Source organism: Arthrobacter sp. 10L430 (assembly GCF_056395245.1).
The window spans coordinates 98,214-111,432 of the sequence record NZ_JBFTJD010000003.1; the positions used below are offsets into that span (position 1 = coordinate 98,214).

Here is a 13,219-nt window from a genome sequence, read left to right on the forward strand (position 1 = left end):
TTTCCCTACGGACGATGGGCCCCCGTGCCCTCTGGATCGCGGTGGCCGGCGTTTTGGTCCTCCTGCTGGCCGTGGCTGCCACCGTCAACCTCGCCTCCGGCGCCCGGCAGGACGGGCCGAAAGGAACGGAGCCCGCACCCGCTCCCCCCGGCATCAGCCGGCCCGAGGGAGCCTCCCAGTTCCGCCCCGGCTACCACCTGACTCCCGCGAAGGAGTGGATGAACGATCCCCAGCGGCCGTTCCTGCTGGACGGGGTGTGGCACTACTACTACCTTTACAACGCCGACCATCCGGAGGGAAACGGCACCGAGTGGTATCACGTCACCAGCACCGACCTGGTGCACTGGAAGGACGAGGGCGTGGCCATCGAGAAGTTCAAGAACGGCCTGGGCGACGTCGAAACGGGCAGCGCCGTGGTGGACCACGACAATACGGCGGGCTTCGGCAAGGACGCCGTCATCGCCGTGCTGACCCAGCAGGACAAGGGCGTCCAGCGGCAGTCACTGTTCTACTCCACGGACAAGGGCTTTACTTTCAAGGCCTATGACCGCAACCCCGTCATGGACAACCCCGGGCAGCAGAACTGGCGGGACCCGAAAATCATCCGCGACGACGCCAACCGGCAGTGGGTCATGGCCCTGGCCGAGGGCGAAAAAATCGGCTTCTACACCTCGAAGGACCTCAAGGACTGGCGGTACGCCTCAAGCTTCGAACGCAAGGGGCTGGGAGTGCTCGAGTGCCCGGATCTGTTCCAGCTGGACCTCGACGGTGATCCCGCCAAACGCACGTGGGTCCTGGCAGCCAGCGCCAACGGCTCCGAAGAGGGCCGGACCACCGGAGTGGCCTACTGGACCGGAAAGTGGGACGGGGCCGCGTTCACCGCGGCCGACGCAACACATCAATGGCTCGACGCCGGATCGGACTTCTACGCGGCCGTCACCTGGGATGATCCCCGCCTTCCGGCAGGCGAACGGATGGCATCCCGCCACGCCATCGGCTGGATGAACAACTGGGACTACGCGCGCAAGCTGCCCACCACTGACTGGCAGGGCGGCGCCGATTCAATGGTGCGCGACATCCGCCTGAAGACGGTGCACGGCCGCCCCTCGCTGGTCTCGGCGCCCACCGGGTCCATGTCCGTCCTGGAAGGTACGCCGGAGACCGTGGGCGAACGGCAGGTCACGCCGAACGGCGCGGGCGAGCTGCCGGCTCCGAAGAGCGGCGCGTACCGGCTGGATGTGACCCTCGAACGGAGGCCGGACGACGACGGATCGGAAGCCCTCCTGAAGCTGACGAGCGGCTCCGCGGATTTCGCTACGGTCGGCTACAACTTCGAGGAGGGCAAGGCCTCGCTGTCCAGGGCTGCGGTCGTCCCCGGTGTGGAGGCGCTCGGACCGGTGTTCACGGACCGCAGGACTGCCGCCAGCCCGCCGCGCAACGGGACCGCTCCCGGCCGGGGAACGGTGGAGCTGACGCTTTTCGTGGACTATTCGTCAGTGGAAGTCTTCGTCAACGGCGGCGAGCAGACCCTGACCTCGCTGGTCTTCCCCCGGTCCGGCCAGCACACGCTCAGCGCTGCCACTTCCGGCGGAAGCGTGCTGCTGACGTCGTTCAGGTACACGCCGCTGGCCGCGGCGCGCTAGGCTCAGGCGCGCTAGGGTCAGGCACCCTGGGCGGGCACCCTGGCCAGGGGCCCAAGGGTTGGTGGGATTTCGGCAGCCCAATCAGCGGCCGGACGTTCAGTCGCCGGCGCCGTCGAGCGGAAATGCCACCGCTTCGCCCACCACGCGCAGGCACAGCTCGGTGCCGGGCTGGGCGATGGACGCGTTCCAGTGCCGGATGGTGATCACTTCGCCGCCGCCGGGGTAGCGGTGGTCCGGCATGGCGCCGGCGAGCTTCGGCGGGACGGCCAGCTTGAGCCGCACGGTGGTCTCGGGGCCGAAGTAGTCGGTGTCCACCACCACGCCCCGGATGGGGCCGTCCTCGGCGATGCGGATCTGCTCCGGCCGGAGCATGAGCTGTACCCGGCCCTGGGCCGGCGGGCGCCGGACAGGAATGCCGCCCAGCGAGCAGGTGGCCAGGGAGCCTTCCATCCAGGCATCGAGGATGACGGCGTCGCCCAGGAATTCGGCGGTGGCACGGTCCGCCGGGCGGGTGTAGACGACGAACGGGTTGCCGATCTGCGCCAGCTTGCCGCCGCGCATCACGGCCACCTGATCGGCGAAGGACAGGGCCTCCGCCTGGTCGTGCGTCACCAGGATCGTGGTCACGCCGGCCTCGTTGAGCACCTTGGCCACCGCACGGCGTGTGGCCACCCGGAGACCGGCATCCAGGGCGGAAAAAGGCTCGTCCAGCAGCATGAGCTCAGGCTCGCGGGCCAGCGCCCGTGCCAGGGCAACCCGCTGCTGCTGGCCCCCGGAGAGCTGGTGCGGCCGGCGCTTGGCCATGCCCGTGTCCAGTGAAACCATCTCCAGCAGTTCGTTGACCCGCGCGGTCACGGCGCGCCGCCCGCCGTTGAGCTTTGAGGCGCTGAGCCCGAAGGCGATGTTCTGGCCCACGGTCAGGTGCGGGAACAGGGCGCCGTCCTGGGCCACATACCCGACGTGGCGCTTGTGCGCCGGCTTCCATACGCCGCCGCCCGCTACCGGAGTGCCGTTCAGCAAAATGGTGCCGGTGCCGGGATGCTCGAAGCCGGCGATCAGGCGGAGCAGCGTGGTCTTGCCGGATCCGGAGGGTCCCACGATCGCGGTGGTGCCGCCCTTGGCCACGGACAGGTTGACGCCCTTGAGCACAGCCTGGGAACCGAAGTTCTTGGTGACGCCGTCTATCACCAGGTGGCTGTTGGTGCTCGGCGCCACTGACGGCGAGATCCGGGGTTCCGGAAGCCTGGAGGGCGATTGTTCGGTCACTGTCCCGCTACTTTCTTGGACTGCTGGAAGAGCAAATAGGTCATGGGCGCCGAGATCACGATCATCAGCAGGGCGTAGGGCGCGGCGCCGGCGTAGTCGATTTCGCTGCTCTTGCTCCAGAACTCCGTGGCGAGCGTACGCGTGCCGTTGGGGGAGAGGAGGAGCGTGGCGGTCAGCTCGTTGGCGATTGCCAGGAAAACGAGTGCCGCACCGCCGGCGGCCGCCGGTGCGGTCAGGCGCAGAGTCACGCGGAGGAAGGACAGCAGCGGCGGGCTGCCGAGGGCCTGTGCGGCCTCGTCCAGCTCTTTGGGTGCCTGGGCCAGCCCGGCTCGGATGTTGACCAGGGCGCGCGGCAGGAACAGCAGGACATACGCGGCAATCAGCACGCCCGCCGTCTGGTAAAGATCGGGGATCAGCCGGATGCTGACGGTGACGAAGGCCAGGCCCACCACGATTCCCGGCATGGAGCTGGTCACGTAGTTGGACAGTTCCAGGGCCTTGCTGAACCAGCCGGCGTGGCGCACGGCCAGGTAGGCCATGGGGAACGCGACGGCGGTGGTTGCCACGGCGCCGGCCAGCCCGTAGCCGAGCGTCTGGAGAAGGGCGGGCATGAACTCGTCGGCCGTCCAGATGTCGGCGCCCCCGGCGACGATCCAGCGCAGCACGAACAGCAGCGGCAGCCCGAACGCGAGGGCTGTCAGCGCCAGGAGGGCGAGCTGCGCGGGCAGCTGGTAGGAGTGCAGGGGGAGCCGCAGCGCCCTGGCCTGGGCGCCCGAGCCCACCCGTGCGTACCGCGCATTGCCCCGGCTGCGGACTTCAAGGAGCAGCAGGATCAGGCAGAAGAACACGAGCACGCTGGCGAGCATGTTTCCGGCAGTGCCGTTGAACGTTGACCTGTACTGCACCATGATCGCCGTCGTGAAGGTGTCGAACCGGATCATGGCGAAGGCGCCGTACTCGGCGAGCAGGTGCAGCGAGACCAGGAGGGCGCCGCCGGTCATGGCGATCCGCAGCTGCGGCAGGACCACCCGGAAGAAGGCCCGCCAGGCGCCGAGCCCCAGCGACGCCGCGGACTGTTCCACCGCGGGGTCGAGCCGGCTGAGAGTCGCTGCGGCCGGAATGTACACGAGCGGGAAGTAGGACAGCGTGGCGATCAGCACGCCGGAGGACAGGCCCTCGAGCGACGGCACGGCAGACACCCACGCGTAGCTGTTTACGAACGCGGGAATGGCCAGCGGAGCCGCGAGGAGCACAGCCCAGATTTTGTGGCCGCGCAGCTTGGTCCGTTCCACGAGCCAGGCACCGCCCACGCCCAGGACCAGGCACAGCGGCACGGTGATGGTGATCAGCAGCACGGTGTTCAGCAACAGCTCGCCGACCCGCGGCCGGAAGATCAGCGCTGCTGCCGTGTCCCAGCCGGTGGCTGCCGTCATGAAGGCGACATAGGCCAGCGGGACGAGGGAGAACAGTGCGATCAGCACTGCGAGGACAGCGACGGCGGATACGCCGAAAGGCGGGCGGGGGCGCTTGCCCCGGCCCGCCGTCGTCGTGCTTCCGGACGTAGCCGGCGCCGATGGATCGGTGATCACAGAATTACAGCAGTCCTGCCTTGGTCATCAGATCGGTGACCTTCTGGGAGTTAAGCTTGGCCGGGTCCACGGTGGGGGCCTGAAGATCCTTGATCGGGACCAGCTTCTCGTTGGCCGGGACGTCCGAGGCGATGGCGTACTCGAAGGACGTGCCCTTCTGCAGGATCTCCTGGCCCTTCTTGCCGGTGATGAACTTCAGGAAGGCCTGGGCCTTGTCGGCGTTCTTCGAGGATTTCAGCACGCCGCCGCCCGAGATCGAGAGGAAAGCGCCCGGGTCCTGGTTCTTGAAGTAGTACGGCGAGACGTTCTTCGAGTTCTCAGCCGTCTTGGCCTGGTCGCCGTAGTAGTAGTAGTGGTAGATCAGCGCGGATTCCACCTCGCCGGCGTTGACGGCCTTCATGGCGGTGCTGTTGCCCTTGTAGACCTTGGCATTGTCCTTCATGGCCTTGAGCCACTCGTCGGCCGCGGCCTCGCCCTTGAGTTCGACGAGGGCGGCAACGATGGCCTGGAAGTCGGCGCCGGACGGTGAAGCGGCCCACTTGCCCTTCCACTCCGGCTTGGCCAGATCCAGCATGGACTTCGGCAGCTTGTCCTCGGTCAGCTTGGTCTTGTCGTACACAAGGACGGTGGAGCGGGCAGCGATGCCCGTCCACTTGTTGGTGCTCGGACGGAACGCGTCGGGGACCTGGGCGACGGTGTCCTTGTCCACATCAGCGAACAGGCCGGCGTTCTCCACCTGCGCCATCGCGGGGGAGTTCTCGGTGAGGAAGACATCCGCCGGGGAGGCCTGGCCCTCCTGGACGATCTGGTTGGACATCTCCGTGTCATCACCCTGGCGGAGGGTCACCTTGACGCCGGTTTCCTTGGTGAACTCGTCCACCCACTCCTGGGTGAGGCTTTCGTGCTGGGCGTTGTAGACCGTGATCTCGCCGTTGGTGCCTGCCGCGGAGGACGTGCCGGACGGGGAGGCGCTGGAGCCGCAGGCCGACAGGCCGAGGGCTGCTGTGGCGGCGATTGCGATGCCGGCCAGCGCGTTGTTGCGGATCTTCATCGGGGCTTCTTTCTGCAAAAGTCTGGTCGGACCGCAGTCCTTGTGAGCTGGGGAAGTTAGGTGAAGCTCACTCGAAAAACTGTAGGTTAGCCATACCTAAGCTACCAAGCCGCAAGCCGCGAAAGTGATAAGGATCACATCAATTACGTAACTGTTGCGTGACGTAATTCTCGGTGTCTCGTTGCTGGGTGGGTCTACTGGGCGGCTGTGCCCGATTGCTTGCCGGCGGCTACTGCCGCCGCGGCTTCGAGGATCATCCAGGCCTGGAGCTGGGTGGAAAGTTCGACGGCGGCCCCCGGCGGATACGTGTCACTCGCCGGCCGATGCGGCTCCGAGGAGAAAAGCGGGTGCCCCTCCCCGCCGTGCCATGCGAGCGGCTCGGCGGGGGATACGGTCCGGCGGCCGTTCCAGAATGCTTCGGCGGTGTCCGTGGCCAGCCGGGCGGCGGTGGCCCGGGTGCCCTCCGGCAGCCGTCCGTCACGTGCGGCGAGCGCAAGGTAGCGCGTCAGGATCCCGGTGAACAGCCCGCCGTCGCCCGTTCCGTCGCAGCGGAGGACGGCGCTGGCGCCGCCGGTGCCGCCGGTGCCTGTGCCGGGTGTGCCCGCGCCGCCGTTGCCCGGCGGCCCTTCCACCGTGAGATGGCGAGCCACCGCATCCACCACCACGGCGGCGCGCTCCAGGTTTTTGGCGCCGCCGAGCTCCAGCAGGGCGCCGAGGACGGGCCCCTGGTTGTACGTGTAGATGGCACTCTCAAGGACTGTCTCGCCGGTCCTGCTGATCCGGAGGCCGTCCAGGTAGAGTCCGCGTACGGAATCGAAGAGCCTGGCGTCGAGCCAGTCCAGCAGCACCTGGGCCCTGGCCGGGTTGCCGGTGCGGGCATAGTAGAGCGCCACCGGTGCCGTGGCCGGGGTGTTCTTGAAGTCCCGCTTCTTGCTCCAGAACGTGCCGCCGCCAAGGTCGTCGGTGGAGGCCGAGTCGAACTGGAGCGTCAGGCTCTTGCGGATCCGGGCGTCGCGGCGGCGGGTTGGCCTGCGGCTCTCCTCGGCCAGCTTCTCCAGCCGAAGGGTGGACAGGGCCAGCCAGGCCATGTCGTCGTAATAGCTGTTGACGAACGTCAGGAAGTTCCGCAGCCGGATGCCGGTCACCAGGCGGGACGCGAGCTGGCCGGCGCCGGGGCGGTGTTCGCCGTCGAACCGGGCCGGAGGCTGGCCGGCGGTGCCGAGTTCGCGGCGGCCGGTGTCCACGAGGCAGTCCACGTAATGCGCCTGCCACCAGTAATGCCACGGCCGGACGAGGTTCCGAAGGCGACCCGAGGGGCGGGTGATGGCGGCGATGTGGGTTCCGGGCAGGAAGAACAGCCGCTGGCCGAACATGTGGGTGACCGACCGTGCGGCCTCATTGGCGCGGCCGGCCCAGTCTGTTGGCGTGCCGGACTTCCCGGGGCTGGGCTGGTCCTCAGGGGCGGCGGAAGCGTCGGACTGGGTCATCCCGCCAGCCTAGCGAATGCTGCGAAAGGTGCGCCCGGGGTTGCTTTCAGTTAACATTCACTAACTAATGTTCGCCGCCGGTCGCCGGTTTCCGCATCAAGGAGGATGTATGGACATCAAGGGTTCTGTCGCGCTAATCACGGGCGGGGCGTCCGGACTCGGCGCTGCCACGGCCCGTCGCCTGTTCGACGCCGGCGCATCAGTGGTGCTCGCGGACCTCGGCTCCTCTGCCGGCGCGTCTTACGCCGGTGAGCTGAACGCCAGCCGCGCTGCGGACGCCGCCGGCGGCGGGAACACGGCCGTCTTTGCCCCCACCGATGTAACCGACGAGGCCCAGGTGCAGGCCGCCGTCGACGCCGCCGTGGCGCTGGGTCCGCTGCGGATCGTGGTGAACTGCGCCGGTATCGCGACCCCCGGCAAGGTTCTGGGCCGCGACGGCGTCCTGCCGCTGGAGACCTTCAACCGCGTCATCCAGATCAACCTGGTGGGCACTTTCAATGTGGTGCGCCTGGCCGCCGCGGCGATGGCTGCCACGGAGCCTGCGGTCACCGGGCTGGGCGGGGAAGAGCGCGGCGTCATCATCAACACGGCCTCTGTTGCCGCGTTCGACGGACAGATCGGCCAGCCGGCCTATGCCGCATCGAAGGGTGCCGTGGCCGCCATGACCCTGCCGCTGGCCCGGGAACTGGCCCGGTCGCTGATCCGTGTGGTGACCATTGCGCCCGGCATCTTTGAGACGCCCATGATGGCCGGATTGCCGGCAGAGGCCCAGGAATCACTCGGGAAGCAGGTGCCGCATCCGTCCCGGCTCGGCCGGCCCGCCGAGTACGCCAACCTCGCCGCGCACATCATTGACAACGCCATGCTGAACGGCGAAACCATCCGCCTCGACGGTGCCATCCGGATGGGCCCGAAATGACGCCGCTGACCGCCCTCGAAACCCTGCCCACGGCAGACTTCTTCGACTACGAATCCCTGCTCAGCGCTCCGGAACAGCGCAAGCTCAGTGAGTTGCGGGAGTTCCTCGCTGCCGAGATTGCCCCGTACGCGGGGGAGTGGTGGAACAAGGCCGAATTTCCGTCGCACCTCCTGCCGAAGCTCGCCGCGCTGGAGCTCAGCACCCCGGCCCAGCGTGGCTACAGCAACCTGTTCGCGGGGCTGGTGATCGCTGAAATTACCCGCGTGGACACCTCAATCGCCACTTTCTTCCTTGTCCACCACGATCTCTTCGTGGAATCGCTCTACGAATTCGGCTCGGAGGACCAGCGGAGCCGGCTTCTCGACGACGCTTCGAACCTTCGCACCACCGGCGCGTTCGCGCTGACCGAGCCGGAGCACGGCTCCGACGTCGCCGGCGGCATGGAGACCAGGGCCCGCCGGGTGGTCGGAGGGGCGGACGACGGCGGCGACTGCTGGGTGCTCAACGGCGCCAAACGCTGGATCGGCAACGGGACGTTCTGTGACTACATGCTGGTCTGGGCACGCGACGAGGCCGACGGCGCGATCCGTGGCTTCATCGTGGACGCGGGCCTCCCCGGTGTGAGCCGGAGCAAAATCGAGAACAAGATTGCACTGCGGACCGTGCAGAACGCCGACATCCTGTTCGAGGACGTCCGTGTTCCCGAGGCGGACCGCTTTGCCGGCATCAACAGCTTCGCGGATACGAACGCCCTGCTGCGCGGATCGCGGATCAGCGTGGCATGGCAGGCGGTAGGGCAGCAGCTGGCGGCGTTCGACGTCGCCCGGCAGTACGCCGTCGAACGCCGTCAATTCGGGCGCCCGCTCGCGAAGTTCCAGCTCATCCAGCAGCAGCTGGTGTCGATGCTGGGCAATGCCGTGGCGAGCATGGGCATGATGGTGCGGATCGCGCAGCTGCAGGACCTGGGTGCCGCGGACATGGCACAGGTGGCCCTGGCCAAGTCCTACACGAGTGCCAGGATGCGCGAAACGGTGGCAATGGGGCGGTCCGTCCTTGGCGGCAACGGGATCGTCACGGACTACCGGATGGCCAAGATCTTCGCCGACGCTGAAGCGATCTACACCTACGAGGGCTCCTACGAGATCAACACGCTCATCGTGGGCCGCGCCGTGACTGGGGTGTCCGCGATCGCCTGACGCTCAGGGGTTGGGCTGTTTTTCGCCCGCTTCGATCCGGACGTCGAGGCTGTTGTTCTTCACCGGCATCGGGCACGTGCCGTAAGGCGTGAAGGCGCTGGGGTAGTTGATGGCACGGTTGAAATCCAGGATCACCGAGCGGTCAGGCCGGGGCCGGGCCGTAGACAACTTGCGCCACTCGTCGGTGGTGTCCCCGTTGGTCTCGTCGTGGAATGTGACGGTCAGGGCGCCGAGCTTCTCCTCTTCTGCATGGAGCCGGTACTCGTGGTCCTTTCCGGGCAGCCGAAAGACGAGTTCGCCAACACTCCTGTGCACGCCGTCCACCAGCGGGTTGGCCGTGGCGATCGGAACGTCCTCCGGCTCGGGAAACGCCTCGAACCGTGCCTCGACCACCAGGTCCGGGCGATAGTCGAAGGTGGGCACGCCGTCGAACCCGGTGAACACCGGCGACTGTGCATCCCGGGTGCGGATGGCATACTTGTCCGCACGCATGGCCAGTTCCACCACCACCTGCGCGCCGTCCGCGCCACCGAACTGCACCCACATCAGCGACTCCTCATCCGCGAGCCGTGCGGTGACGGTGCCGTCGACGGGCCCGCCGGTCTCCACGAACGTCAGCCCGTCGGCCGCCACTGCGGTGAGAGTCGCCGTCGTGCCGTCCGCTGACCACAGGCCCGGGGCGAGTTCGACGGCGGAGGGCTGGCTTTCCAGCCACTGGAACGACGTGAGCGTGAGCCAGCCGTGCTTCGAAGCGAGGGCGGTGTTGCGGCTGTTCCGGAAGCGGTGCCAGCGTTCCAGCTGGGCATCTGGGGCGGTGCTCATGGTTCCTCCAACGGTGAGTGGCTGCCTGTACAACCTTAAGCGGAGGCACGTCATTCCGCCCTTACCCCGCCCGCCCGGACGACTTCAAGGGCGCGACAGCATCTGAGACATATTCCCGGCTGCAGCACGCTCCGGGTAACATTCCATAGGAACAAGTAACCCGGCTCACAGTATCCAGCGCAGTGTACGAGCCAAGTCCGAACCCTCGAAAGATAGTTTCCATGGCTGACACTGCAATGAATTCCGAAACAGATCTCGCCGCAGAACTCCGTGCGGACGTGCGCCGCGTCTCCACCCTGCTGGGCGAATCGCTGGTCCGCCAGCACGGCCCCGAACTCCTGGATCTCGTGGAGCAGGTGCGCCTGCTGACCAAAGAATCCAAGGAGGCCGCCCGTGGCGGTGCGGATGCCACCGGTCCGTGGAGCGCGCACGACGTCGTTGCCCAGGTCCGCGAGTTGCTCGCCTCCCTGCCGCTTGAGCAGGCGACCGACCTGGTCCGCGCCTTTGCCTTCTACTTCCACCTGGCCAACGCCGCCGAACAGGTCCACCGGGTCCGCGGCCTGCGCACGCGGCAGGAGAAGGACGGCTGGCTCGCCAAGGCCGTCGCCGACATCGCCGGCCAGGCCGGTCCGGCCGTGCTGCAGGAAGTGGTCAACGAACTGGACGTGCGGCCCATCTTCACTGCCCACCCCACCGAGGCCTCCCGCCGTTCGGTGCTGGACAAGATCCGCAAGCTCTCCGATGTGCTGGCCGAACCCACAGCGGAGGGCACCACTGCCCGCCGCCGGCAGGACCGCCAGCTGTCCGAGATGATCGACCAGATGTGGCAGACGGACGAGCTCCGCCAGGTCCGGCCCACCCCGGTGGACGAGGCCCGCAACGCCATCTACTACCTCAACAGCATCCTCACCGACGCCCTGCCCGAGATGCTCACGGACCTGTCCGCACTCCTCGGCGAGCACGGCGTCACCCTGCCTGCCCAGAACGCCCCGATCAGGTTCGGTTCGTGGATCGGCGGCGACCGCGACGGCAACCCCAATGTCACCGCGGCCGTGACCCACGACATCCTCCAGCTGCAGAACCAGAACGCCGTCCGGATCAGCATTGCCATGCTCGACGAGCTCATCTCGATCCTGTCCAACTCCACGGCCCTGGCCGGCGCGGACCAGGCGCTGCTCGATTCGATCGACGCGGACCTCGCGAAGCTGCCCGGCCTGGACCGGCGCATCCTCGAGCTCAACGCCCAGGAGCCCTACCGGCTCAAGCTGACCTGCATTAAGGCCAAGCTCATTAACACGGGCAAGCGGGTGTCGGCAGGGTCGGCGCACCAGCCCGGCCGCGACTACACCTCCACCGAGGAGCTCATCTCCGAGCTGGAGCTGCTGGAACTCTCGCTGCGGAACCACTCGGCGTCGCTCGTCGCGGATGGTGCCCTGGCCCGCGTCCGGCGCGCCATCGCCTCCTTCGGCCTGCACCTGGCCACCCTGGACATCCGCGAGCACGCCGACCACCACCATGACGCCGTCGGGCAGCTCATGGACCGCCTGGGCGGCCCTGGCATCCGGTACGCCGAACTGACGCGCGGCGAGCGTCTTGAGGTGCTGAGCGCGGAACTGGCGTCCCGCCGTCCGCTGTCCGGCCACCCGATTAAGCTCGACGGCGTTGCTGACGGCACGTACGACGTCTTCCGCGAGATCCGGCGCGCCCTGCGCACCTACGGCCCCGACGTCATCGAGACCTACATCATCTCCATGACCCGCGGCGCCGACGACGTCCTTGCCGCTGCCGTCCTGGCACGTGAGGCCGGGCTGGTCAGCCTCTTCGGCGACGCCCCGTACGCAAAGATCGGCTTCGCCCCGCTGCTCGAAACCGTGGAGGAACTGCGGGCCTCCGCGGAGATCGTGGACCAGCTGCTGTCCGATCCCTCCTACCGCGAACTTGTCCGCCTGCGCGGCGATGTCCAGGAAGTCATGCTGGGCTACTCGGACTCCAACAAAGAGTCCGGTGTGATGACCAGCCAGTGGGAGATCCACAAGACCCAGCGCAAGCTCCGCGACATCGCTGCCAAGCACGGCGTCCGCGTCCGCCTCTTCCACGGCCGCGGCGGATCCGTCGGCCGCGGCGGCGGGCCCACGTACGACGCAATCATGGCCCAGCCCAACGGTGTCCTCGAGGGTGAAATCAAGTTCACCGAACAGGGCGAAGTCATCTCGGACAAGTACTCGCTGCCGGAACTGGCCCGCGAGAACCTGGAGCTGTCGCTGGCCGCCGTCATGCAGGGTTCCGCGCTGCACCGCACCCCGCGGACGTCCGATGACCAGCGTGAGCGCTTCGGGCACGTCATGGAGACCATCTCCGACGCCGCCTTTGCCCGTTACCGCAGCCTGATCGACCACCCCGACCTGCCGGCCTACTTCATGGCCTCCACGCCCGTGGAGCAGCTCGGCTCACTCAAGATCGGTTCCCGCCCGTCCAAGCGCCCCGACTCGGGCGCCGGCCTCGGCGGTCTGCGGGCCATCCCGTGGGTGTTCGGCTGGACCCAGTCCCGGCAGATCGTGCCCGGCTGGTTCGGCGTGGGCTCCGGCCTGAAGGCTGCCCGCGAGGCCGGCAACTCAGGCCAGCTCGTGGAGATGATGGAAGGCTGGCACTTCTTCCGCTCGGTGCTCTCCAACGTGGAGATGACGCTTGCCAAGACGGACATGGACATTGCCGGCTACTACGTGGACACCCTGGTTCCCCCGGAACTGCACCACCTCTTCCGCGCCATCCGCGAGGAGTACGAGCTCACGGTCACGGAAATCCAGAACCTCACCGGCGAGAACGTGCTCCTGGACGCCCAGCCCACGCTCAAGCGGTCACTGGAAATCCGAGACCAGTACCTGGACCCCATCAGCTACCTCCAGGTGGAACTCCTGCGCCGTGTGAGGGCCGAAGGGACCAGCATTTCCGGTGCCGAGATCGACGAGCGCCTCCAGCGGGCCATGCTCATCACTGTCAACGGAGTCGCGGCCGGCCTGCGCAACACGGGGTAGCGCAGGGCGTTAAACCACCGACGCTCTCTCACTTCCCGCTGTCTTTTCCCAAACGCTCTCTCACTTCCTGCCGTCTTTTCCCAAACGCTCTCTCACCCGGTGAGAGAGCGTTTGGGTTTTGGGTGCGGAAGGTGGGAGAGCGTTTGGGTTTTTGGTGCGGTAGGTGAGAGAGCGTTTGGGTTTTTGGTGCGGTAGGTGAGAGAGCGTTTGGGGG

9 protein-coding genes are annotated in these 13,219 nt (G+C 67.4%); 4 read left to right on the forward strand and 5 right to left on the reverse strand.

Annotated features, from left to right (window positions below):
• Window positions 1–14 precede the first annotated feature (14 nt).
• Window positions 15–1,643 (forward strand): glycoside hydrolase family 32 protein, encoded by a 1,629-nt coding sequence (locus tag AC1DDG_RS04580; protein WP_476875097.1) that lies wholly within the window; start codon window positions 15–17, stop codon window positions 1,641–1,643.
• Window positions 1,644–1,739: 96 nt separating this feature from the next.
• On the opposite strand, the gene AC1DDG_RS04585 is transcribed toward AC1DDG_RS04580, so the two are convergent.
• The 4 genes from AC1DDG_RS04585 to AC1DDG_RS04600 form a co-directional block, all read right to left on the reverse strand.
• Window positions 1,740–2,909, reverse strand: coding sequence for an ABC transporter ATP-binding protein (locus AC1DDG_RS04585; RefSeq protein ID WP_476875098.1), 1,170 nt, complete (start codon window positions 2,907–2,909; stop codon window positions 1,740–1,742).
• Entirely contained in the window at window positions 2,906–4,498 is a 1,593-nt protein-coding gene (locus AC1DDG_RS04590; protein ID WP_476875099.1) for an ABC transporter permease, read from the reverse strand. Before AC1DDG_RS04590 ends, AC1DDG_RS04585 begins: the two co-directional genes overlap by 4 nt.
• A gap of 4 nt (window positions 4,499–4,502) precedes the next feature.
• Window positions 4,503–5,549, reverse strand: coding sequence for an iron ABC transporter substrate-binding protein (locus AC1DDG_RS04595; protein ID WP_476875100.1), 1,047 nt, complete (start codon window positions 5,547–5,549; stop codon window positions 4,503–4,505).
• A gap of 194 nt (window positions 5,550–5,743) precedes the next feature.
• Window positions 5,744–7,036, reverse strand: a complete 1,293-nt coding sequence (locus AC1DDG_RS04600; protein ID WP_476875101.1) for a glycoside hydrolase family 76 protein — start codon at window positions 7,034–7,036, stop codon at window positions 5,744–5,746.
• A gap of 109 nt (window positions 7,037–7,145) precedes the next feature.
• On the opposite strand from AC1DDG_RS04600, the gene AC1DDG_RS04605 reads away from it, so the two are divergent.
• Together AC1DDG_RS04605 and AC1DDG_RS04610 are read left to right on the forward strand one after the other, a co-directional pair.
• Entirely contained in the window at window positions 7,146–7,955 is an 810-nt protein-coding gene (locus AC1DDG_RS04605; RefSeq protein ID WP_476875102.1) for an SDR family NAD(P)-dependent oxidoreductase, read from the forward strand.
• On the forward strand, window positions 7,952–9,151 hold the full coding sequence (locus AC1DDG_RS04610) for an acyl-CoA dehydrogenase family protein (RefSeq protein ID WP_476875103.1): 1,200 nt from the start codon (window positions 7,952–7,954) through the stop codon (window positions 9,149–9,151). The genes AC1DDG_RS04605 and AC1DDG_RS04610 overlap by 4 nt, the downstream gene beginning before the upstream one ends.
• 3 nt (window positions 9,152–9,154) lie before the next feature.
• Here AC1DDG_RS04610 and AC1DDG_RS04615 read toward each other — a convergent pair whose 3' ends face one another.
• A complete protein-coding gene (locus AC1DDG_RS04615; protein ID WP_476875104.1) occupies window positions 9,155–9,973 on the reverse strand; it encodes a DUF1684 domain-containing protein in 819 nt (272 codons plus the stop codon).
• A 221-nt stretch (window positions 9,974–10,194) separates the two neighbouring features.
• On the opposite strand from AC1DDG_RS04615, the gene ppc reads away from it, so the two are divergent.
• Complete coding sequence (gene ppc / locus AC1DDG_RS04620; protein WP_476875105.1) at window positions 10,195–13,005, forward strand: phosphoenolpyruvate carboxylase; 2,811 nt, start codon at window positions 10,195–10,197, stop codon at window positions 13,003–13,005.
• The last annotated feature ends 214 nt before the right edge of the window (window positions 13,006–13,219 follow it).